Below are 21,065 nucleotides of genomic sequence, written 5' to 3'. Positions count from 1 at the left end.
ATGCACTCGCTTCATCTCGTTTCCTATTTTTGGGGCGGCGCATTTCTTGCGAACGCCATTCCACATCTCGTGAGCGGCCAGCGCGGGGAGCCGTTCCAGACCCCGTTCGCAACGCCGCGGGGAGAAGGGTTGTCCTCGTCGACGATCAACGTGCTGTGGGGCTCCCTCAACGTGATCGTTGCCTATCTCCTCGTCTGCCGTGTCGGAGAGTTCGCCTTGCTGAACACCGAGGATGTCGTTGCGTTCGGGCTCGGCGCGATGCTCTTGAGCCTCTTTCTCGCGCGGCGATTCGGCCAATTCCACGGCGGCAACTCGCCGGCGGGGTCGTGAGCGTGGCGACACCCGGCACATTTCGCTCACTGCGGAACTACAATTACCGTGTCTGGGCTGCGGGCGCGCTGGTGTCCAACACCGGGACTTGGATGCAGCGTGCCGCGCAGGACTGGCTCGTTCTCACCGAGCTGACCCGGCACAACGCTTCAGCCGTGGGCATCGTGATGGCGCTCCAGTTCGGGCCGCAGCTCCTGCTGATGCCATGGACCGGTTTTGCGGCCGATCATTTCAACCAGCGACGGCTTCTGGTCGCGACCCAGGCGACGATGGGCGTGCTCGCGCTTGTCCTCGGCCTCCTCACGGTCAGCGGAATTGTGCAGCTCTGGCACGTCTATGCATTCGCCTTCCTGTTCGGCTGCGCTGCAGCCTTCGATGCCCCGGTACGCCAGACCTTCGTGGCCGAACTCGTAGGCGACGGCGAGCTTTCCAATGCGATCGCGCTGAACTCAACGTCGTTCAATGCCGCGCGGATGGTCGGACCAGCGATCGCAGGGATGGTCATCGCCTCGATCGGTACGGGCTGGGCTTTCCTGCTCAACGCCGCATCCTTCATGGCCGTGCTCTGCTCGCTCGCCTTGCTGCGCACCTCGGAGCTTCGCCCCAACGCACGGGCGCACCGGGCACCGGGCGGCATGACCGAGGGCTTTCGTTACGTCTGGTCGCGCAGCGATCTCAGGGCAATCATGATCATGCTGTTCCTGATCGGCACGTTCGGGCTGAATTTTCCGATCTTCATCTCGACCATGGCAGTCAGCGTCTTCCACACCGACGCGCGCGGCTTCGGCCTCTTGTCCTCGACGATGGCGGTCGGGACGATCTCGGGCGCGCTGTTGGCCGCAGGGCGCGCCCAGCCGCGGTTCATCTCGTTGTTGATGGGAGCCGCAACCTTTGGCGCCGGATGCACACTGGCCGCGCTCGCGCCCAGCTATTGGCTGTTTGCAGGCACCTTGGTCCTGATCGGCGTCGCCGCGCTAACGGTCACCAACACCTCCAACGCCATGATGCAACTCTCCACCGAAGCTCGCATGAGAGGACGCGTGATGGCATTGCGACTCGGCGTCGCCCTGGGCGGGACGCCGATCGGCGCACCGATCGTCGGATGGGTGGCGGACAATCTGGGCCCGCGCTGGGCGCTCGGCGTGGGTGCCGCGGCCGGCTTTGCGGCTGCGCTCGTCGCAATCCGCGCCATGTCGGCGCGCAGCGCGGAGGTTCACGGCGAATGAAACGCGTCTAGGCGATCGCAGGGCTGGTCAGTTCGTCCAGCTTCGCCTTGAGCGCAGCTCCGTCAGCCAACGCGCGCAGCGGCGGCCGTACGCGTAACCAGCCGGCGTCGCCGGTCTGCGCGGCGAGAATGGCCTTGAGCGTCGCGAGGAAGGACGGTGACTTCACCACGATGTCGACCGCAGCCTGCATGCGTGCTTCGACATCCTTGCCGTCGATCATCGCCTTGACCAGTTCCGGCGTGATGTTGGCCATGCCGCAGATGGTGCCGGCACCGCCGCCGGCGATCGCGCGCGCAATGTCGGTTTCGTTGCCGACGGTGATCGCGAGTTCGGGAGCCGCCGCGCGGAACGCCTGGAATTGCTTGAAGTCGCCGCTGGAGTCCTTCAGGCCCGCGACCACCTTGCCGTATCGCTTGCGCAAGTTCGCGGCGACCGCCGTCGGGATCGCGACGCCCGAGACTTGCGGGATATGATAGAGATAGGCGCGCAGACGATCGTCGGCGACACCGTCGATGATCGCCGCGAATGCATCCTCGATGCCTTCAGGCGTGACGCCGCGATCGAAGTAGGGCGGCAGAGCCAGCACGTGGCGCAGACCTAGGCCGAGCACGGCGCGCGTCAGCGCGATGCTGTCGCTGACAGCAGGGAAACCGCCGCCAATGCCGATGCGCTCCGCCGGCACGCCGGCCTTGAGCACGGCTTCGGTGGTCGCGACGCGTTCGGCGACATTGAAGGAGGTCCCCTCGCCGGTGGTGCCGAACAGCACGACGCCATCGACGCCCTTGCCGAAGAGGTGTTTCGCGTGACCAGCCAGCTTGGCGGCGTCCACGCTGCCATCCGTCGCCAGCGGCGTCGCCGACGCCACCCAGAACCCGCGAATCGCCTCCGTCATAGCACCACCCATGTTGCGGCTCACGAATAAGCCCCGGTCTCCAGCGAACCGAGACAGCCTATCGAGCCTTGTTTTTTGCTTTACTTTTCATCTTGTACCTTACATACAAGATTGACGCAAATCCTTTCCGCCGTCATTGCGCGCATGGAGCGCAGCCGAATTTCGAGGAGGTCTTGCATGAACATGGTGACCCCCGTCGGGCATCCGGAACCATTGCTCGTCGCCTTGCGGGACAAGCTCGGCACTGCGGCCGTGCTGACCGGCGACGACGTGCCCGCACGCAATTGCAACGACTGGAGTGCGAGCCTGCCGCAGACGCCGCTCGCGGTGATCCGACCGCTCGACGCGCAGGGCGTTGCCGATGCGATCCTGACCTGCCGGGGGGCGCGCCTGCCCTTCGTGCCGCAGGGCGGCCTGACCGGGCTTTGCCGCGGCGCCGCGCCCGAGGCGGGCTGGGTCGCGATCTCGCTGGAGCGCATGACCGGCATCGAGGAGATCGATCGCGCCTCGATGACGATGACGGTCAAAGCCGGTACGCCGCTGGAGACGATTCAGAAGGCCGCGGACGAAGCCGGCTTCTTCTTTCCGCTCGATCTCGGCTCGCGCGGCTCCTGCGCGATCGGCGGCAATCTCTCCACCAATGCCGGCGGCAACCGCGTGATCCGCTACGGCATGACGCGCGAGCTGGTGCTCGGCCTCGAAGTCGTACTGCCTGACGGCACCATCATCACCACCCTCAACAAGCTGATGAAGAACAACGCCGGCTACGATCTGAAGCATCTCTTCATCGGTTCGGAAGGCACGCTCGGTATCATCACCCGCGTGGTGCTAAAACTGTTTCCGAAGCCGCGCTCGACCATGGCCGCGCTCTGCGCGCTGAAGGATTATGCGGCGGTGATCGACCTGCTCGATGCCGCCCGCAGCGGGCTGGGTCCGCTGCTGTCGGCGTTCGAGGTGATGTGGCCGGACTATTGGGACGTGATCACCGCGCGCGCCGGCGTGAAGCCGCCGGTCGCCGCCGGCCAGGGTCTCTACGTGCTGGTCGAGGCACAGGGCACCGACGAGAGCGTCGATGCGCCGCGTTTCCAGGCCTGGCTCGAAGAGCTGATGGAGCGCGGGCTGCTCGCTGACGCCGCGGTGGCGCAATCGCTGGCGCAGGCGCAGGCGTTCTGGCGCGTGCGTGACATCTGCGCCGAGTTCGGCCAGGTGTTGGGACCGCACATTTCCTATGACATCGGCCTTGCAGTGGCGCGGATGGACGAGTTCGCCACGCGCTGCAAGGCGGCGCTCGCTGATGGCATCAAGGGCTGCGAGAGCGTCTACTACGGCCATATCGGCGACGGCAATCTGCACCTCGTCTCCTGGGTCACGGGCCTTCCGGTCGAGCAGCAGCCCAAGGAGGAGATGGACGCGATCATCTATGGCCTCGTGCGCGAGCTTGGCGGCAGCGTCTCGGCCGAGCACGGCATCGGCACGCTGAAGAAGAAGTGGCTTGGACATGCCCGCAGCGAGCCTGAGATCGCCTTGATGCGGACGTTGAAGGCCGCGCTCGATCCCGACCATCTGCTCAACCCCGGCAAGGTGATCTGAGAGCATCCATGCGATCGCTGAAGCTCGATGCGCCGAAATCGCTGTCGCAGCGGGTGATGCTGCGGCTGCGGCAGGCCATCATCGACGGCGAGTTCGCGCTGGGCGCCGCCATCTCCGAGGAGATGGTGGCCAATTCCTTCGGCGTCAGCCGCACGCCCGTGCGCGAGGCGATGGGCCAGTTGCAGGCGCAGGGGCTCGTGGTGATCCGGCCGCAGGTCGGCAGTTTCGTGTTCACGCCCAGCGCCGAGGACATCGCCGCGCTGTGTACGTTTCGTATCGCGCTCGAACCCAAGGCGGCGGAGCTCGCCTTTCGCCACGACCGCGACGGCACGATCGCGACGCTGAGCGGAGCAATCGCGGCGATGGAGCCGGCGGTCGAGGCCAAGGACAACATCGCCTACGGCCGTGCCGACGCAGCCTTTCACGAGGGCCTGTTCGCGCATTGCGGCAATCGCTATCTCGCCGAATCCTACCAGCTCGTCTCGGGGCGCGTGGCGGCACTGCGTACCAATCTGACCTCCCCGATCGACGTGCGTACCCGTTCGTCGTTCGACGAGCATCGCAAGCTGCTCGATTTGTTTGCGCGCGGCGAGTTTGCGGCATTCGAAGCGGCGATGACCACACACATCACCAATTCGGGCGTTGTGTATGCCAAGGCCTTGAAGGTGGACACGCTGAAGGTCGACTAGCGGCTCTACCGCGCGTCTCTCGATCCCGGCCTGTCCAGAAAATCCAGCGCGGTATTGATCTGCTCGAGCTGGTGCTCGATCTTGTCGCGGTCCTCGACAGACTGCGCCCTCTCGAGCTCTTGCACCAGCTTCTGCTTTCGCAGCAGCAGATTCTCAATGACTGTACTCACCGCTCCCCCAATCGCCCGAGGCGAATATCGAGGCCATCCGGATCCTGGGCACCGGCGCGCGCAAGCCGGGTCCGCCACGATCCCTGAGGTCAGAATGTGCGCCGTTGCGGATGGTTCCTGGAATTGCACAGCGGCACCCTCCGACGGAGAAAGCCGGCAAGCAGGGGGCCGAGGTTCGGTAGGCGTTTGCGGACCCAGATGTGCCCGAACGACTACGGAACATCGATCTTTCACGCGCCCGTTGGTTGAATTCGAGCGGCCGGAGTCCTATGCCTTGGCCCCATGGACACCCAGATCATCACCGCCGAAAAGCCCCTGATGGCCCAGGCGCGCCCGCGCAAGCCGGCGCCGTTTCTCCCGATGAGCCGCGCCGAGATGGATGCGCTCGGCTGGGACGCCTGCGACATCGTGCTGGTGACCGGGGACGCCTATGTCGACCATCCGAGCTTCGGCATGGCCATCATCGGCCGGCTGCTGGAGGCGCAGGGCTTCCGGGTCGGCATCATCGCGCAGCCGGACTGGCAGTCTGCCGAGCCGTTCAAGGCGCTGGGCAAGCCGAAAGTGTTCTTCGGCGTCACCGGCGGCAACATGGACTCCATGGTGAACCGCTACACCGCCGACCGGCGCATCCGCAGCGACGACGCCTACACGGCCGGCGGCGAAGGCGGCAAGCGCCCGGACCGCTCGACCGTCGTCTACGCCCAGCGCTGCCGCGAGGCGTTCAAGGATGTGCCGATCGTGCTCGGCGGCATCGAGGCCTCGCTGCGCCGGATCGCGCATTACGACTACTGGTCGGACAAGGTGCGTCGCTCGGTGCTGGCCGACGCCAAGGCGGACCTGCTGCTCTACGGCAATGCCGAGCGCGCCGTCGTCGAGGTCGCGCATCGTCTCGCCGCCGGCGAAGCGCCGCGCGAGCTCGACGACATCAGGGGCGTCGCGCTGTTCCGCCGCGTGCCCGATGAGTATGCCGAACTGCACGCCGACGATCTCGATTCCGCCGACGAGGGCGCAACGCGCCAGAAGGGCGCGACCGTGATCCGCCTGCCGGCGCTGGAGCAGGTCGAGCAGGACAAGGAGGCCTATGCGCGCGCGTCACGCGTGCTGCATCGTGAGAGCAATCCCGGCAATGCGCGCCCGCTGGTGCAGCGCCATGGCGACCGCGACCTCTGGCTCAACCCGCCGCCGATCCCGCTCACCAGCGAGGAGATGGACGCGGTCTACGACCTGCCTTATGCGCGCGCGCCGCATCCGTCCTATGGCGAGGCAAGAATCCCCGCCTGGGACATGATCAAGTTCTCGGTGACGATCATGCGCGGCTGCTTCGGCGGCTGCACCTTCTGCTCGATCACCGAGCACGAGGGGCGCATCATCCAGAACCGCTCGGAAGGCTCGATCCTGCGCGAGATCGAAAAGATCCGCGACAAGACGCCGGGCTTCACCGGCGTGATCTCCGACATCGGCGGCCCCACCGCCAACATGTACCGGATGGCATGCAAGGACCCGAAGGTCGAGGCGGCATGCCGGCGGCCGTCCTGCGTCTTCCCCGAAATCTGCCCGAACCTGAACACCTCGCATGACGACCTCATCCGGCTCTATCGCAAGGTGCGCGAGACCAAGGGCATCAAGAAGGTGATGGTCGCCTCGGGCGTGCGCTACGACCTCGCGGTCGAGAGCCCCGAATACATCAAGGAGCTCGTCACCCATCACGTCGGCGGCTACCTCAAGATCGCGCCCGAGCATACCGAGCGCGGCCCGCTCGACAAGATGATGAAGCCGGGCATCGGCGCCTACAACAAGTTCAAGCGGATGTTCGACGAGGCGGCAGAGCGCGCCGGCAAGAAATATTACCTGATCCCGTACTTCATCGCGGCGCATCCGGGCACGACCGACGAGGACATGATGAACCTCGCGCTGTGGCTGAAGAAGAACCGCTATCGCGCGGATCAAGTGCAGACCTTCCTGCCCTCGCCGATGGCGACGGCGACCGCGATGTACCACACCGGCGTCAATCCCTTGCGCGGCGTGCGTCACGGCGGCAGCGACAGGGTCGAGGCGATCAAGGGCCTGCGCCAGCGCCGCCTGCACAAGGCGTTCCTGCGCTACCACGACCCTGATAATTGGCCTGTTCTGCGCGAGGCCCTGATCGAGATGGGCCGCCGCGACCTGATCGGCTCGCAGCCGCACCAGTTGGTCCCAGCGCACCAGCCGCCCGGCACCGGCAAGGCCGCCGGCACCAGGCGCCCCGTTCGCCCCGGCGGCAAGACGCAGAAGTTCACGACCAAGGGTCTGCGGGTGATGAAGTAGCTGGCGGCTTGTCTGCTACAACGCGAGCACGACCGCCCCTGACACGGCATCCGTGACGCCGCGCCCCTGGCCCTGGTCCTCCAGCGTCGACCTGAAACCGTCGAGGGTCTTGATCATCGCGGGTCGTGCCGCGACCATCGCATCCTGGCTGGCCCATGTGCCGATCAGGCAGAAGGTCTGCTCGCCGGTCTTGATGATGACGCCATGCTCGAGGCCCGGCCATTTCGCCTTGCCGCCCCGGTGCGCGTCGAGGAAGGCAGCTTCCTCACCGGACTTCACCTTGAACTTCACCACATTGTAAACCTGCATGGGGCGCCTCCTGAAAATGGACTGATGAAAAGGCGAACGTCGGACCGGGTCCCGTTCGGCCCTGATATTTTTGCACCCCTCAGGCAAAAAGTCGAAAACAACCCCATGCACAGTAGCCGGCAATAGCGAAATCAAGGGCTTGAAGCGCAGCGAGGCCAGGGATGAATCGTCATCGCGCTCGAGCCGGTCACCCACCCGCGATTTTCCGAAAAACCGCAATTTGCTTGACCCGTCGGGCAAAACAGGTGCAAGATGACATCATCGGAGCACGCGGGCTTTCCCAGCCACATCGTCCGTCTCACCTGAATGTCAGCAGACGAACCGCTCCCCACCATCCATAGATAACCCATGAAGAAAATCGGATTCCTGTCCTTCGGGCACTGGACACCCTCGCCGCAATCGCAGACGCGCTCGGCGGCCGACACGCTGCTGCAATCGATCGAGCTTGCGGTCGCGGCCGAGCAGCTCGGCGCCGACGGCGCTTACTACCGCGTGCATCATTTCGCGCGGCAGCTGGCTTCGCCGTTCCCGCTGCTCGCCGCGGTCGGCGCGAGGACCAGCAAGATCGAGATCGGCACCGCCGTGATCGACATGCGCTACGAGAACCCGCTCTACATGGTGGAGGATGCGGGCTCCGCCGACCTGATCGCCGGCGGACGGCTGCAACTCGGCATCAGCCGCGGCTCGCCCGAGCAGGTGATCGACGGCTGGCGCTATTTCGGTTACCGGCCGGCCGAAGGCCAGAGCGACGCCGACATGGGCCGGCGCCACGCGGAAGTCTTGCTTGATTTGCTGCGCGGCGAAGGCTTTGCCGAGCCCAATCCGCAGCCGATGTTTCCGAACCCGCCGGGGCTGTTGCGCCTGGAGCCACACGCCGCGGGCTTGCGCGAACGCATCTGGTGGGGCGCCGGCTCGAATGCCACGGCGGTGTGGGCCGCCAAGCTCGGCATGAATTTGCAGAGCTCGACGCTGAAGAACGACGAGACCGGCGAAGCCTTTCATGTGCAGCAGGCCGCCCAGATCCGCGCCTATCGCGCGGCGTGGAAAGAGGCCGGCCACGTCAGGGAGCCCCGCGTCTCGGTCAGCCGCAGCATTTTTGCGCTGATGGATGATCGCGACCGCGCCTATTTCGGCGGGGAACGCGGCGACGAGGACCAGATCGGATTCATCGATCCCCGCACCCGAGCGATCTTCGGCCGCTCCTATGCTGCAGAGCCGGATGCGCTGATCGAGCAGCTCAAGCAGGACGAGGCGATCGCGGAAGCGGATACGCTGTTGCTGACGATCCCGAACCAGCTCGGCGTCGACTACTGCGCGCATGCGATCGAGGCGATCCTGAAGCACGTCGCGCCGGCGCTGGGGTGGCGGTGAGGCAAACAGCGATGCGCCTCCAGGCAGGGCAATTTCACTCGACATTTTGGACGGCCTGAGCACACGCCTCGCCCTTCGAGAAGACCGCTTCGCGTCTCCTCAGGAGGAGGCTGAGTGGCTCCGGTGCTCGTCGAAACGACGGCCGCGCACTCGGGCCTCATCCTGAGGACCCGCCAAAGGCGGGCGTCTCGAAGGATGGCCGCAGGCGAGTTTCGCGCCACGGCTTTCTCACGTGAGATAGGCGAGCCCTCACCCCGCCTTCAGGCTCGCATCGATCAGCAGCTTCGCCGCCGCCAGCGCGGACTGCGCCGGTCCATCTTCCGATTGCTGGCCGGTGACGTAGATGCCCTCGATCAGGAGCAGCAGCGCATCGCCGAGCACGTTGGGCTGGCGCGCGCCCATTTGTGCAGCGAGCTCGCGCAGGCGCTTGCGGAAGACCTTCTTGTGCGCTTCGGCGACCTGGCGCGCGGGATTGTCGCGGGAGGGATATTCCACCGCGGCGTTGCTGAGGCCGCAACCGCGATAGCCCCTGGCGACGGCGCGCGGCGCGAGTTGGCCGATATAGGCGAGCACGTGATCGCGCGCATTGCCGTAGGTCTTGCCGCCGGGACGCTCGAAATTGTCCCAGAAGTTCAGGTCGTAGTCGCGCAGATAGGCCGCGGCGAGATCGTCCTTGGAGGCGAAGCTGCGATAGAGGCTGGGCTTTGTCACGCCGGCACGGTCCACCACTTCGTCGACGCCGACGGCGCGGATGCCCTCGCGGTAGAACAGCTCGCTGGCGGAGGCCCTGATCCGGTCGGCCGCCCGGAGTGGAGCGGCTGCTGGCTTTTCGGCTTTTTTCGTCATCTGGCTTGGTCCGATCTCAGACACGGCTTGACAATGTTACTGACCGGTACGTATTGGTATCGCATCGCAATACGTACCGGTAAGTAACATGCCCCAAACTTCGATTCAATCCTCCCCCGTCTCGCGGCGGCCGTTCGGCCCGAACTACGCCTTCGTGGTCATTGCCGTGATCTTCCTGGCGCTGCTGGCCTCCGCCGGCCTGCGCGCGACGCCCGGCGTGCTGATGCTGCCGCTGCAGAAGGCCTTCGGTTGGGACGTCAGCGTGATCTCGTCGTCGGCCGCCGTCGGCATCTTCCTCTACGGCCTCGCCGGACCCTTTGCGGCGGCGGTGATGCAGCGATTCGGCATCCGTCGCACCGTGCTCGGCGCGCTGATGCTGATGTCGGCCTCGACGGCGGCGAGCTATTTCATGACGACGCCGTGGCAATTGTTCCTGACCTGGGGACTGCTCTCGGGCATCGGCTCCGGTGCGGTCGCCAACGTGCTCGGAGCCACCATCGTCAATCGCTGGTTCACCACCAATCGCGGCCTCGTCATGGGACTTTTGACCGCGAGCACCGCCACCGGCACGCTGATCTTCATGCCTGGGCTTGCCTCGCTGGTCGAATATGGCGGCTGGAAGCCGGTGGTGCTGACGGTCGCCGCCTGCTGCGCGGCGCTGATCCCGCTGGTGTATTTTCTGGTGCCGGAGCGTCCCTCAGCGATCGGCCTGCGCTCCTATGGCGGCACACATGACGATCAGCCGGCGGTGCCGGCGCAGGGCAATCCGTTCGTTGCCGCGATCAGCAATTTAGTGCGCGCGGCGAAGACACAGACATTCTGGTTCCTGTTCGCGACCTTCTTCATCTGCGGCTTCACCACCAATGGCCTCGTCGGCACCCATCTGATCGCATTCTGCGGCGACCACGGCATCTTCGAGGTGCAGGCCGCGAGCCTGCTGGCGTTGATGGGCTTCTTCGACCTGTTCGGGACCACGCTGTCGGGCTGGCTCACCGACCGCTTCGATCCGCGCAAGTTGCTGTTCTTCTATTACGGGCTGCGCGGGCTGTCGCTGATCTACCTGCCCTACTCCGACTTCTCCTTCGTCAGCCTGTCGGTCTTCGCGGTGTTCTACGGTCTCGACTGGATCGCGACGGTGCCGCCGACCGTGCGCATCGCCAACGAAGCCTTCGGCGACAAGAACGCGCCGCTGATCTTCGGCTGGGTGGTCGCCGGCCATCAGCTGGGCGCGGCCAGCGCCGCCTTCTTCGCCGGCTTCATGCGCTCGTCGCAGGGGAATTATCTGCAAGCCTTCATGATCGCAGGCGCGACCGGCATCGTCGCGGCCGTGCTGTCGCTGATGATCGGCCGACGGCCGGTGCAGCCGCAGCTCGCGACGGCGTGAACGAGGGTGAGACCGGCGGGGATGCGCCGGTCTCACCACGCGACTCTCCGCCTTGCAAATATCTCAAAAATGAGATATCTACGGTATTGTGCCCTGGCGAGTTGACATCCTCAACGAAACGGTTGTCGCGGAGATAGCTGCCCTGCCGGCCGACATGCAGGCGCGTTTTCTGCGGCTTGCTGAGCGCATTGCCTCGACCGGCTTGGAAAGCCTGGGCGAACCGCACGTCAAGCACCTTGAAGGGAAGCTGTGGGAGCTACGGCTAACAGGGCGCGACGGAATTGCCCGTGCCCTCTACGTCACCGCGATCGGTCGGAGAGTTGTCGTCGTGCGCGCGTTTGTGAAGAAGACGCAAAAGACCCCACGCGCGGAGATCGAACTCGCTCTACGGAGAGCAAATGAGATCGCATGACGATGGTGTTCGAGTAACTGTCGACCTTGTCCTGCGCAATTGAAAAGAAAGTCCCATGACGATTCCATTCGACAAGCTCAAGGCTCGCCTTCTGGCCAACCCGAAGGTCAAGGCCGAGTATGACGCGCTCGCTCCTGAATTCGAGATCGCCGCTGAATTGCTGAGAGCGCGCTTGCGGGCTGGGTTCTCGCAGTCCGAGTTGGCTGTGCGAATGGGCACCAGCCAGTCCACGATCGCCCGGCTTGAAAGCGGGCAAACGCTACCGAGCACAAAAACACTTCTGCGCTATGCCGAGGCAACCGGCAGCAAGTTCCGGGTACGACTCTCGGCGGCTTGATGCCGCCACCGGATCGACGGGAGCGCTGCCGATTTGGCGATTGATTCCGTTAAGGAATTTGAAATATTGTCATGGCGACGCGAGCGGTTCGAAGGCTTGCGCGGGAGCTGAGAGTTCGCGTTGCGTCCAGCTCCATCTCGACCACCCGAAACAATCTGTGGCGGCCCCGGCGGATGAGCGATTCCCTTCTTGCAACGGTCGGTGACCATTTCTTCATTGGCCTGCGGCCGACCAGCGTCCTCGATGACCGTGACCGCGCACTGCTGCGGGATCTCCGGCCCGCCGGCGTCATCCTCTACAAGAGCAATTTCCGCCACGACCTGCCCTATCGTGACTGGCTGTCTGTTCACCGCGACCTGATCGCCGCGATCCGCGATGCCTCGCAGCGCGACAGGCAGTTCATCGCCATCGATCACGAAGGCGGACGCGTGTGCCGCACGCCGCCGCCGATCACGCGCTTTTCCTATGCGGCGCGCTGGGCTTCGACCGCGGAGCAGGTCGGCGACGCCATGGGCGTCGAGCTCGCCTCGCTCGGCTGCAATCTGAACTTTGCACCGGTGCTCGACATTCACTCTAACCCCGCCAACCCCGTGATCGGCGAGCGCGCCTTCGGCCGCACCGCCGACGACGTGATCAAGGCGATGCTGCCGTTCGCCAAGGCGATGGAGCGCCGCGGCGTCCGGGCCTGCGGCAAGCATTTTCCGGGGCATGGCGACACGCAGGTGGATTCGCATCACGAGCTGCCGGTGCTCGATCTCGACCTCGATCAGATCAAGTCGCGCGAGCTAAAGCCGTTCGCCGCCGCGATCGATGGCGGGATCGGGATGATGATGACGTCCCACATTCTCTACCGGAAGCTCGACCCTGACGATCCCGTGACTCTGTCGCGGTCGATCACGCAGGGTCTGCTCCGCGAGGCGATGAAGTTCGACGGCGTCATCGTGTCCGACGACGTCGGCATGCGCGCCATGGCGGGCCGGCTCGACGCACCTGACGCCGGCGCGCGCTTCATGGCGGCCGGCAACGACATGCTGATGATCTGCTCGCATCTGACCGACACCGAACGCGCCCGCTTCCTCGCCCGGTCGATCATCAACGGCGTCGACGCGGGCAAGCTCGACCCTGCGGTGCTGAAGGCATCAGCTGGGCGCGTCCACGCGATGCTCGATCGCACCGCGCAGAACGCGGTGACCGAGCTGTCGGGCGACGTATTCGCCCGCCATCGTAGCGCCGGCACCCAGTTCGACGCGGCGACCGTCGAAGTCGTCTAGAGCTGCCCCGGGTCCGGCCCGGGCCTCGAGATCCGCCGGCCACCCGGCATCGGACATATAGAATTCGTTAACGCAGCAGCCCTAGCTTTTGAGCACCAGGGCAAGATCGCGACATGCTGCCGGACCGTCGATGAGAGAAGACCATGCCGCCTCGGCTTTGCCGGACGAGGTTCGCGTACGACTCTATGATCAGGCCCTCAATGCCGCCCGCATCGGCGCCTGGGAATGTGAACTCGAGACGGAGCGCCTGAGCTGGACTCAGGGCGTCTACGACATCTTCGGCTATCCCGCGAACAACCCGCTGCGGCGCGCGAACATCGTCGATCTCTACGTCGACGAATCCCGGCGCAGCATGGAACTCGCGCGCGCCGAGGTGATCCGGAGCGGTTCGCCGGTCACGCTCGATACCGAGATCAGAACCTGGCGCGGCGAAAAGCGCTGGATGCGCCTCTCGATCAACGCGGTGCGAGACGGCGGAAGGCCGCTGCGGATCTTCGGCTCCAAGCAGGACATCACGTCCGACCGACAGGCCCTCGATAGCCTTCGGCAGCAAGCCGAGACCGATCCATTGACCGGGCTCGCCAATCGTTCCGTCTTTCAGGCCCACTATCGCGAGGTCGTCAACGACAGCCTGAATCATGGCTTCGCGTCGGCGCTCGTTCTGATCGACCTCGACGGCTTCAAGGAGCTCAACGATACATCCGGTCATCTGGCCGGGGACGCATGCCTGTGCGAGGTCGCGCAGCGCTTGCGGCGAGCCTTCCACAATGCCGGCCTGGTCGGGCGGCTCGGCGGCGACGAATTCGCGATCATCCTGCGCGCTCCGACAGACCCTGCGCGGATCGCACGCGTGCTGCAAAAGACCGTGACGATGCTGAGCCGTCCGCTGTTCTGGAACGGTCTTCGCCTCGAAGTCAGCGCCTCGATCGGAGCTGCCCTGATCGGTCGCCCGCACCGCCGGCGCATCGTCGAATTGTTCGCGGAAGCCGACATCGCGCTCTATGACGCCAAGGCCGCCGGCCGCAACCGGGTCCATCTGATCGGGGATGAGAAGCGTGGCCTGGCGGCTTAAGCAGGTTGAAATGGCGCGCCCGGAACGATTCGAACGTCCGACCCTCAGATTCGTAGTCTGATGCTCTATCCAGCTGAGCTACGGGCGCGTTTTTCGCTGATGGTGCGGGCGAGGCCCACACGCAGCCTCCGGACAGCGCCGGAGGGGTGCGAAAGAGCGCTTTGACTAACCGCTCTTGCCCCGGTTGGCAAGGTCCGGGATGGGGAGATTTTCGCGTATTTTCACACGCTGTCGCCCTTCCGGGATGGCCCGCGGGGCCAGGCCCGGATGACGGGTAGCAGGTAGGCACGGCCGCCAGACGTCGGCCGCCGGCCGACTTACGCCCGCTGCCGTTCGTTGCGGATGGAGAGGAGTTCCACGGGGCGGTCTGGGATGACGATCCGGAAGGTGGCGCCGATGGTGCCTTCGACCAGATGGATGTCGCCGCCATGGGCGCGGATCAGCTCGGCGGCGATGGCAAGGCCCAGCCCGCTGCCGCCGGGGCGGCCGGAGGTCTGGAACGCCTCGAACAGGTGCTCCCGGGTCTTCTGGGGTACGCCGGGGCCGGTGTCGGAGACCTCCAGGATGGCGACCCCGCCCTCGCGCTTTCCCGTGATCCGGATCTGCTGCGGGCCGCCGTCGCCGGAGGCATGGCTCTCCAGCGCCTGGGCGGCATTGCGCACGAGGTTGAGCAGCACGCGGAACAGCTGGTCGGGATCGGCATCGACCGCGAGCCCGCGCTCGATCGCGGCGACCCAGGCAATCGTCGCATCATTGGCAAGACCCGCCGTCTCGCGCACCTCGAGCACGACAGGCTCGATCAGCATCATGCGACGGTCGGGCGCGGCCTCCTGGGCGCGGCCGTAGGACAGCGTCGACTGGCAGAAGGCGATGGCGCGCTCGAGCGAGCGCACGAGCTTCGGCGCAAAGCGCTGCACCCGCGGATCGGGCACGCTGGCAAGCTGGTCCGACAGCAACTGCGCCGAGGCCAGCAGGTTGCGCAAATCGTGGTTGATCTTGGAAACGGCAAGACCGAGCGCCGCGAGCCGGCTCTTCTGATTCAGCATCGACATCAGGTCGCGCTGCATGTCCGACAATTCGCGCTCGGCAACGCCGATTTCGTCGCTGCGCTGGCTCGGCACGATGATCCGCGCCGAGCTTTCGGGGTTCTCGTGGAAGCCAACCAGGCTCGCGGTCAGCCGCCGCATCGGCCGCACGAACAGATAATGAAGCGCGAGATAGACGAGGCCGGCGGTCAAAATGCCGATGATCAGCGCCACCACCACGACGTTGCGGGAAAAGCGGTACATCGCCTGCCGCAGCGGCAATTCGTCGGTGACGATCTCGACGAACTGGGCGTTGCCGACGCCGGGACCGACGATACGGATCGGCTGGTTGCCGGTCTCCAGCATCATCTGGAACGAACCGGTGATCGCCTCCCACACGGTCATGTCGCGCAGGTCGACGTCGTGCTCGATCGCGGAGGGCAGATTGTCGCTGGCAAGCAGCCGGCGCTGCTGGCCCATCTTGATCGCGACCGCGCGCGCATTGATGCTTTTCAGGATCTGGCGCGACAGCGAATCCGGCACCATGCCGAGCGGCGCCGCATCGAGCACCAGCGCCGCCGTATTCGCTGCGGCGACGCGGTCGTTGAGCCGGTTGACCCAGAAGTTGGCGATCGCGGGCACGTAGAGCAGGACGGCCGCGATCATCACCAGGGGGAGGGTCAGCAGCAACAGCTTGCCGGACAGGCCAAGCCCACCCGGCCCGCGAGACCGCGTCGCCGGCTGGTCCGCTGGCCGATCAGGATCCTGATCCAGATCTCGATCCGGATCCTGGGTCGGCTGCTGGAGGTCTGTCGCTGCCACGAAATTCGCCCCTGCTGGCCTTCTGATGGAGCTCGACGGATGGAGGATGCGACCCGGCCCGGGGGTGGTCAAATTACGGATCGCTAATCTGCCGAGGTGGGATGTAGGCGCTGATATCGCCATCCGCCACCTCAAGGGTTAAAAACCCCAAAGAAACAGCGATATTCACCGAAACTGTGCGGTCCTGCGGCGTTGACGAAAACAAGACGCTCGCTTATAAGCCGCGCAAATTGTCCGCGATGACCCGGTGCGATACCGGGAGCGGCTCTTCTGGGGCCGGAAACGGCTCGTTTGGGCCGCATCTTCCGGACTTTACCATCAATTCTACAGGCAAATTGCCCGGTCAGCGGAGAAAAACCCGTGAAGCGGACTTATCAACCCAGCAAACTGGTGCGCAAGCGCCGTCACGGTTTCCGTGCTCGTCTCGCCACTGCCGGCGGCCGCAAGGTCCTCGCCGCCCGCCGCGCCCGCGGCCGCAAGCGTCTGAGCGCCTGAGCCGGACCCCCTTTCCCGGGATTTCATCATGGATCGGCTGAGGCAGCGAGCGGATTTCCTCGCCGTTGCCAATGGCGCGCGGGCCAATAGTCCCGCGTTCGTCCTGCAAAGCCGTCGCCGCGACGACTTTGGCCCTGTCAGAATCGGCTTCACCGTTACCAAAAAGAACGGCAACGCCCCCGAACGCAATCGCATCCGGCGCCGGCTTCGCGAATTGGTGAAGCGGCTCGATCCGGTGTCGATGCAACCCCATCATGATTACGTGCTGGTCGGACGCAGGGACGCGCTTTCGCGCGACTTCGCCGCCATGCTCGACGATCTGCGCATAGCGTTCACGAAGCCCGTGCGGCAAGGACAGGCCGGAGGACGCGGGCCAAAGCCCGCCCCAACCGCCAGCCGCAAACCGGATTGATGACGAGACCCCAGTGATGACCGACAATCGCAATACCATCCTCGCCGTCATTCTGTCCGGCCTGGTGCTGATCGCCTGGCAGTACTTCTACAACGTGCCGGCGATGGAGAAGCAGCGGGCCCAGCAGCAGGCGCAGGCCGAGCTCCAGAAGGCCAATCCGCAGCCGACGGCGACCGCGACACCGGGCACGACGCCGCAGGCCGGCACGACGACGCCCACCACTGCGCCGGGCGCGAACCAGCAGGCCCAGCCGGTCGTTGCCCGCGACACCGCGATCGCGGCCGGCCCCCGCGTGAAGATCGATACGCCGCGCCTCGCCGGCAGCATCTCGCTGAAGGGCGGCCGCATCGACGACCTCGCTTTGCTGCAATTCCGCGAGACCGTCGACCCGAAATCGCCGCCGATCATCCTCTATTCGCCGTCGGGCACGGCAGAGCCCTATTACGCCGAGTTCGGCTGGGTGGCTGCGACGGGCGTGTCGTCGAAGATGCCCGATGCCCAGACCGTCTGGCAGCAGGACGGCAGCGGCAGCCTCACTCCGACCACGCCCGTCGTGCTGAAGTGGGACAATGGCGAAGGCCTGACCTTCCGCCGCACCATCTCGGTCGACGACCACTATCTCTTCAGCATCAAGGACGACGTGAGCAATGTCGGCAACGCGCCGGTGACGCTCTATCCGTTCGCGCTGATCTCGCGCCACGGCACGCCGCAGGTCTCCGGCTACTACATCCTGCATGAAGGCCTGATCGGTTATCTCGATGGCCTGCAGGAATACGCCTACAAGAAGATCGACGAAGCCAAGTCGGTCAGCTTCAAGGCCACCAATGGCTGGCTCGGAATGACCGACAAATACTGGGCCTCGGCGCTGCTGCCCGACACCAATGCGCCGCTTCAGGCGCGGTTCTCCTCGAACCTCACCGGCAACGTCCACACCTACCAGACCGACTATCTGCTCGACCCCGTCACCGTCGCGATCGGCGGCAGCGCGACCGCAAATGCGCGGCTGTTCGCGGGCGCCAAGGAAGCCGGCGTCGTCGGCGTGTTCCCGTTCGCAGGCCTCGGCGGCTACAACAAGGCGCTCGGCCTCAACCATTTCGATCTCTTGATCGACTGGGGCTGGTTCTACTTCATCACCAAGCCGATGTTCCTCGGCCTCGACTTCTTCTACCGCTTCTTCGGCAATTTCGGCATCTCGATCCTGCTCGTGACCGTGATCGTGAAGCTGCTGTTCTTCCCGCTGGCGAACAAGTCCTACGCCTCGATGGCGAAGATGAAGTCGGTCCAGCCGCAGCTTCAGGCGCTGAAGGAGCGCCATCCCGACGACAAGGTGAAGCAGCAGCAGGAGATGATGGAGATCTACCGCAAGGAGAAGATCAATCCGGTCGCCGGCTGTCTTCCCGTGGTGATCCAGATCCCGGTGTTCTTCTCGCTCTACAAGGTGCTGTTCGTCACCATCGAGATGCGGCACGCGCCGTTCTTCGGCTGGATCAAGGACCTCTCGGCGCCGGATCCGACCAATCTGTTCACGCTGTTCGGGCTGTTGAACTACGATCCGACCGCGCTGCCGGTGTTCGGGCATTATCTGCATCTCGGCATCTGGCCGATCATCATGGGCATCACGATGTGGTTCCAGATGAAGCTGAACCCGACGCCGCCGGATCCGACCCAGCAGATCATCTTCAACTGGATGCCGCTGATCTTCACCTTCATGCTGGCGGGCTTCCCGGCGGGTCTCGTGATCTACTGGGCCTGGAACAACACGCTCTCCGTGCTCCAGCAGAGCTTCATCATGCGCCGCAACGGCGTGAAGGTGGAGTTGTTCGACAATCTCAAGGCGACGTTCGCGAGGAAGGCGACGTAGTCGCCGTCCGGTACTGCCAGGCAAACTGCCGCCACATCGTCATGCCCGGGCTTGTCCCGGGCATCCACGTTTTGGAGGCTACTTCCGCGAAGACGTGGATGGCCGGGAACAGGCCCGGCCATGACGTGAGGATAGACTTCTCAGATGTCCGAAAAGTCAGACGACAAGCTGATCGAAGCCGGGCGAAAGCTGTTCGCGCGCGACTGGCAGTTCATCTGGGCCTCGCCCTCGATCCAGACGCTGCCGCCGATGGCGGGGCTGGAGATCGCCTTTGCCGGACGCTCCAATGTCGGCAAGTCGAGCCTGATCAACGCCCTGACGGGGCGCAACGCGCTGGCGCGCACCTCGCACACGCCGGGACGCACGCAGGAACTGATCTTCTTCGAGGTGCCGGGCAAGACCGACCTCCGCCTCGTCGACATGCCCGGCTACGGCTACGCCAAGGCGCCGAAGAGCCAGGTCGCGTCGTGGACCGAGCTGATTCACACATTCCTGCTGGGCCGCGCCTCGCTCGCGCGCGTCTATGTGCTGATCGACGCGCGGCATGGCCTCAAGGACGTCGATCTCGAAGTGCTCAAGACGCTCGACCGCTCCGCCGTCAGCTACCAGGTCGTGCTGACCAAGGCCGACCAGGTGAAGGCCTCCGAGCTGCAGTCCTGCATCACCGACACGGAAGCCGCGCTCGCCAAGCATCCGGCCGCGTTCCCGAACGTGATCGCGACCTCTTCGCGCTCGTCGACCGGCATGGCCGAGCTGCGCGCGGCCATGGCCAAGCTGCTGGAAGAGCGGAGCACGTGATGGCGCGCCTGCTGATTGCGCTGGCCGGCTTGATGGGCGCCGCCGGCGTCGCGCTGGCCGCAGCTGCGGCCCACGGCACCGACGCCAGCCGGCTTGCCTCCGCCAGCGCCATGCTGCTGTTTCACGCAACCGCCATATTGGCGGTGGTCGCGTTGCTCGCGCGCGGCCTTCTGCACGGCGGAATTGGCCTCATTGCGGCATTCGGCTTCGTGATCGGCGCCGCGCTGTTCGCGGGCGACCTCACCTTGCGGCAATATGCCGGCCATTCGCTGTTTCCGTTTGCCGCGCCGTCAGGCGGGACGACGATGATCCTGAGCTGGCTCGCGGTGACGCTGGCGGCCGTGGTGCCTGCGCGCTGATCCGTAGCGGCGGCATGCCAGCCACACTTTGCGCCTCGCCCGCCAATCAGATAGAACGCTGGCCGCGTTAGTCCCGCCAGCGAGATCCGCCTCATGACCGAAATCTCCCCGCTCGACCAGGCCCGCATCCTGTCCGAAGCGCTGCCGCACATGCAGCAGTACGACGAAGAAACCATCGTCATCAAATATGGCGGCCATGCCATGGGCGACGAGGAGACCGCGAAGAATTTTGCCCGCGACATCGTGCTGCTCGAGCAGACCGCGATCAACCCGGTGGTCGTGCACGGCGGCGGGCCGCAGATCGCGACCATGCTCAAGCGCCTCGGCATCGTCTCGGAATTCGCAGCCGGCCTGCGCATCACGGATGCCGCGACCATCGAGATCGTCGAGATGGTGCTGGCCGGCTCGGTCAACAAGCAGATCGTCGGTTACATCAACGAAGCCGGCGGCAAGGCCGTCGGCCTCTCCGGCAAGGACGGCAACATGGTGAAGGCGTCGAAGACGACGCGCACCATCATCGATCCGGACTCGAATATCGAGAAGGCAATCGATCTCGGCTTCGTCGGCGACCCCGAAAAGGTCGACCTCACGCTGCTCAACCAGCTGATCGGCTACGAGCTCATTCCGGTGCTGGCGCCGCTGGCGACCTCGAAGGACGGCCAGACGCTGAACGTCAACGCCGACACATTTGCAGGTGCGGTTGCCGGCGCGCTGAAGGCCAAGCGCCTGTTGCTGCTCACCGACGTGCCCGGCGTGCTCGACAAGTCGAAGAAGCTGATCCCGCAGCTCTCGGTGAAGGACGCGCGCAAGCTGATTGCCGACGGCACCATTTCCGGCGGCATGATCCCGAAGGTCGAGACCTGCATCTACGCACTCGAACAGGGCGTCGAGGGCGTCGTCATCATCGACGGCAAGATGCAGCACGCGGTGCTGCTCGAGCTCTTCACCAACCAGGGCACGGGAACACTGATCCACAAGTGAGAGACGAGAAGACGAGAGACGCCGTCATGGCCGGGCTTGACCCGGCCATCCACGATCTTTCGCGCGGCACAGGCGTGGATGCCCGGGTCAAGCCCGGCCATGACGAGCA

Annotated in this window: 22 protein-coding genes and 1 tRNA gene; 17 read left to right on the top strand and 6 right to left on the bottom strand. The window is 65.1% G+C overall.

Annotated features, from left to right (window positions below; genetic code table 11):
- Together XH90_RS04030 and XH90_RS04025 are read left to right on the top strand one after the other, a co-directional pair.
- Complete coding sequence (locus XH90_RS04030; protein ID WP_194479320.1) at positions 1-330, top strand: hypothetical protein; 330 nt, start codon at positions 1-3, stop codon at positions 328-330.
- Positions 327-1,556, top strand: coding sequence for an MFS transporter (locus XH90_RS04025; protein ID WP_194479319.1), 1,230 nt, complete (start codon positions 327-329; stop codon positions 1,554-1,556). The genes XH90_RS04030 and XH90_RS04025 overlap by 4 nt, the downstream gene beginning before the upstream one ends.
- 7 nt (positions 1,557-1,563) lie before the next feature.
- Here the strand turns inward: XH90_RS04025 and XH90_RS04020 are convergent, their stop codons facing one another.
- Positions 1,564-2,448 (bottom strand): dihydrodipicolinate synthase family protein, encoded by an 885-nt coding sequence (locus XH90_RS04020; RefSeq protein ID WP_194479318.1) that lies wholly within the window; start codon positions 2,446-2,448, stop codon positions 1,564-1,566.
- Positions 2,449-2,625: 177 nt separating this feature from the next.
- On the opposite strand from XH90_RS04020, the gene XH90_RS04015 reads away from it, so the two are divergent.
- Complete coding sequence (locus XH90_RS04015) at positions 2,626-4,038, top strand: FAD-binding oxidoreductase (RefSeq protein ID WP_194479317.1); 1,413 nt, start codon at positions 2,626-2,628, stop codon at positions 4,036-4,038.
- Between the two features lie 8 nt (positions 4,039-4,046).
- Positions 4,047-4,727, top strand: a complete 681-nt coding sequence (locus tag XH90_RS04010; RefSeq protein WP_194479316.1) for a GntR family transcriptional regulator — start codon at positions 4,047-4,049, stop codon at positions 4,725-4,727.
- 5 nt (positions 4,728-4,732) lie between these two features.
- Here the strand turns inward: XH90_RS04010 and XH90_RS04005 are convergent, their stop codons facing one another.
- On the bottom strand, positions 4,733-4,897 hold the full coding sequence (locus tag XH90_RS04005) for a hypothetical protein (RefSeq protein ID WP_194479315.1): 165 nt from the start codon (positions 4,895-4,897) through the stop codon (positions 4,733-4,735).
- A gap of 282 nt (positions 4,898-5,179) precedes the next feature.
- On the opposite strand from XH90_RS04005, the gene XH90_RS04000 reads away from it, so the two are divergent.
- Positions 5,180-7,201 (top strand): YgiQ family radical SAM protein, encoded by a 2,022-nt coding sequence (locus XH90_RS04000; RefSeq protein WP_194479314.1) that lies wholly within the window; start codon positions 5,180-5,182, stop codon positions 7,199-7,201.
- Positions 7,202-7,216: 15 nt separating this feature from the next.
- Here XH90_RS04000 and XH90_RS03995 read toward each other — a convergent pair whose 3' ends face one another.
- On the bottom strand, positions 7,217-7,510 hold the full coding sequence (locus tag XH90_RS03995; protein ID WP_194479313.1) for a DUF718 domain-containing protein: 294 nt from the start codon (positions 7,508-7,510) through the stop codon (positions 7,217-7,219).
- Positions 7,511-7,858: 348 nt separating this feature from the next.
- On the opposite strand from XH90_RS03995, the gene XH90_RS03990 reads away from it, so the two are divergent.
- A complete protein-coding gene (locus XH90_RS03990; protein WP_194479312.1) occupies positions 7,859-8,881 on the top strand; it encodes an LLM class flavin-dependent oxidoreductase in 1,023 nt (340 codons plus the stop codon).
- Between the two features lie 249 nt (positions 8,882-9,130).
- Here XH90_RS03990 and XH90_RS03985 read toward each other — a convergent pair whose 3' ends face one another.
- The gene (locus XH90_RS03985; RefSeq protein ID WP_194479311.1) at positions 9,131-9,727 is read right to left on the bottom strand and encodes a TetR/AcrR family transcriptional regulator; all 597 of its coding nucleotides are present in this window, start codon (positions 9,725-9,727) and stop codon (positions 9,131-9,133) included.
- A gap of 88 nt (positions 9,728-9,815) precedes the next feature.
- Here XH90_RS03985 and XH90_RS03980 point away from each other — a divergent pair, with 88 nt between their 5' ends.
- The 5 genes from XH90_RS03980 (at position 9,816) to XH90_RS03960 (ending at position 14,203) form a co-directional block, all read left to right on the top strand.
- The gene (locus XH90_RS03980; protein WP_194479310.1) at positions 9,816-11,111 is read left to right on the top strand and encodes an MFS transporter; all 1,296 of its coding nucleotides are present in this window, start codon (positions 9,816-9,818) and stop codon (positions 11,109-11,111) included.
- 88 nt (positions 11,112-11,199) lie between these two features.
- On the top strand, positions 11,200-11,523 hold the full coding sequence (locus XH90_RS03975; RefSeq protein WP_194479309.1) for a type II toxin-antitoxin system RelE/ParE family toxin: 324 nt from the start codon (positions 11,200-11,202) through the stop codon (positions 11,521-11,523).
- A gap of 55 nt (positions 11,524-11,578) precedes the next feature.
- Positions 11,579-11,860 (top strand): helix-turn-helix domain-containing protein, encoded by a 282-nt coding sequence (locus XH90_RS03970; RefSeq protein ID WP_194479308.1) that lies wholly within the window; start codon positions 11,579-11,581, stop codon positions 11,858-11,860.
- Positions 11,861-12,033: 173 nt separating this feature from the next.
- Positions 12,034-13,131, top strand: a complete 1,098-nt coding sequence (locus XH90_RS03965; RefSeq protein ID WP_194479307.1) for a glycoside hydrolase family 3 protein — start codon at positions 12,034-12,036, stop codon at positions 13,129-13,131.
- 130 nt (positions 13,132-13,261) lie between these two features.
- On the top strand, positions 13,262-14,203 hold the full coding sequence (locus XH90_RS03960) for a sensor domain-containing diguanylate cyclase (protein ID WP_194479306.1): 942 nt from the start codon (positions 13,262-13,264) through the stop codon (positions 14,201-14,203).
- A gap of 11 nt (positions 14,204-14,214) precedes the next feature.
- On the opposite strand, the gene XH90_RS03955 is transcribed toward XH90_RS03960, so the two are convergent.
- Positions 14,215-14,291 (bottom strand) — tRNA-Arg (locus XH90_RS03955).
- A gap of 229 nt (positions 14,292-14,520) precedes the next feature.
- The gene (locus XH90_RS03950) at positions 14,521-16,050 is read right to left on the bottom strand and encodes a sensor histidine kinase (RefSeq protein WP_194479305.1); all 1,530 of its coding nucleotides are present in this window, start codon (positions 16,048-16,050) and stop codon (positions 14,521-14,523) included.
- Positions 16,051-16,410: 360 nt separating this feature from the next.
- Between XH90_RS03950 and rpmH the strand changes: the two genes are divergently transcribed.
- From rpmH to argB, 6 genes are all read left to right on the top strand, one after another.
- Positions 16,411-16,545 (top strand): 50S ribosomal protein L34, encoded by a 135-nt coding sequence (gene rpmH / locus XH90_RS03945; RefSeq protein WP_008542748.1) that lies wholly within the window; start codon positions 16,411-16,413, stop codon positions 16,543-16,545.
- Between the two features lie 28 nt (positions 16,546-16,573).
- Positions 16,574-16,957: a ribonuclease P protein component gene (gene rnpA / locus XH90_RS03940; protein ID WP_194479304.1), complete on the top strand. Its 384-nt coding sequence runs from the start codon at positions 16,574-16,576 to the stop codon at positions 16,955-16,957.
- Positions 16,958-16,973: 16 nt separating this feature from the next.
- On the top strand, positions 16,974-18,818 hold the full coding sequence (yidC, locus tag XH90_RS03935) for a membrane protein insertase YidC (RefSeq protein ID WP_194479303.1): 1,845 nt from the start codon (positions 16,974-16,976) through the stop codon (positions 18,816-18,818).
- Positions 18,819-18,962: 144 nt separating this feature from the next.
- The gene (gene yihA, locus XH90_RS03930) at positions 18,963-19,616 is read left to right on the top strand and encodes a ribosome biogenesis GTP-binding protein YihA/YsxC (protein ID WP_194479302.1); all 654 of its coding nucleotides are present in this window, start codon (positions 18,963-18,965) and stop codon (positions 19,614-19,616) included.
- The gene (locus XH90_RS03925; protein WP_194479301.1) at positions 19,616-19,975 is read left to right on the top strand and encodes a DUF423 domain-containing protein; all 360 of its coding nucleotides are present in this window, start codon (positions 19,616-19,618) and stop codon (positions 19,973-19,975) included. The genes yihA and XH90_RS03925 overlap by 1 nt, the downstream gene beginning before the upstream one ends.
- A 93-nt stretch (positions 19,976-20,068) precedes the next feature.
- The gene (gene argB / locus XH90_RS03920; RefSeq protein WP_194479300.1) at positions 20,069-20,956 is read left to right on the top strand and encodes an acetylglutamate kinase; all 888 of its coding nucleotides are present in this window, start codon (positions 20,069-20,071) and stop codon (positions 20,954-20,956) included.
- The last annotated feature ends 109 nt before the right edge of the window (positions 20,957-21,065 follow it).

Source organism: Bradyrhizobium sp. CCBAU 53338 (genome assembly GCF_015291665.1).
GTDB lineage: Bacteria > Pseudomonadota > Alphaproteobacteria > Rhizobiales > Xanthobacteraceae > Bradyrhizobium.
The sequence above is the reverse complement of the archived record's forward strand: the minus strand, read 5'-3'. Positions and strand labels throughout refer to the sequence as shown.

Bases quoted from the DNA above. Each gene is read 5' to 3' on its own strand.
- XH90_RS04030 (WP_194479320.1), top strand. From the start codon at position 1: ATGCACTCGCTTCATCTCGTTTCCTATTTTTGGGGCGGCGCATTTCTT.
- XH90_RS04020 (WP_194479318.1), bottom strand. From the start codon at position 2,448: ATGACGGAGGCGATTCGCGGGTTCTGGGTGGCGTCGGCGACGCCGCTG.
- XH90_RS04015 (WP_194479317.1), top strand. From the start codon at position 2,626: ATGAACATGGTGACCCCCGTCGGGCATCCGGAACCATTGCTCGTCGCC.
- XH90_RS04010 (WP_194479316.1), top strand. From the start codon at position 4,047: ATGCGATCGCTGAAGCTCGATGCGCCGAAATCGCTGTCGCAGCGGGTG.
- XH90_RS04000 (WP_194479314.1), top strand. From the start codon at position 5,180: ATGGACACCCAGATCATCACCGCCGAAAAGCCCCTGATGGCCCAGGCG.
- XH90_RS03995 (WP_194479313.1), bottom strand. From the start codon at position 7,510: ATGCAGGTTTACAATGTGGTGAAGTTCAAGGTGAAGTCCGGTGAGGAA.
- XH90_RS03990 (WP_194479312.1), top strand. From the start codon at position 7,859: ATGAAGAAAATCGGATTCCTGTCCTTCGGGCACTGGACACCCTCGCCG.
- XH90_RS03985 (WP_194479311.1), bottom strand. From the start codon at position 9,727: ATGACGAAAAAAGCCGAAAAGCCAGCAGCCGCTCCACTCCGGGCGGCC.
- XH90_RS03980 (WP_194479310.1), top strand. From the start codon at position 9,816: ATGCCCCAAACTTCGATTCAATCCTCCCCCGTCTCGCGGCGGCCGTTC.
- XH90_RS03970 (WP_194479308.1), top strand. From the start codon at position 11,579: ATGACGATTCCATTCGACAAGCTCAAGGCTCGCCTTCTGGCCAACCCG.
- XH90_RS03965 (WP_194479307.1), top strand. From the start codon at position 12,034: ATGAGCGATTCCCTTCTTGCAACGGTCGGTGACCATTTCTTCATTGGC.
- XH90_RS03960 (WP_194479306.1), top strand. From the start codon at position 13,262: ATGAGAGAAGACCATGCCGCCTCGGCTTTGCCGGACGAGGTTCGCGTA.
- rnpA (WP_194479304.1), top strand. From the start codon at position 16,574: ATGGATCGGCTGAGGCAGCGAGCGGATTTCCTCGCCGTTGCCAATGGC.
- yidC (WP_194479303.1), top strand. From the start codon at position 16,974: ATGACCGACAATCGCAATACCATCCTCGCCGTCATTCTGTCCGGCCTG.
- yihA (WP_194479302.1), top strand. From the start codon at position 18,963: ATGTCCGAAAAGTCAGACGACAAGCTGATCGAAGCCGGGCGAAAGCTG.
- XH90_RS03925 (WP_194479301.1), top strand. From the start codon at position 19,616: ATGGCGCGCCTGCTGATTGCGCTGGCCGGCTTGATGGGCGCCGCCGGC.
- argB (WP_194479300.1), top strand. From the start codon at position 20,069: ATGACCGAAATCTCCCCGCTCGACCAGGCCCGCATCCTGTCCGAAGCG.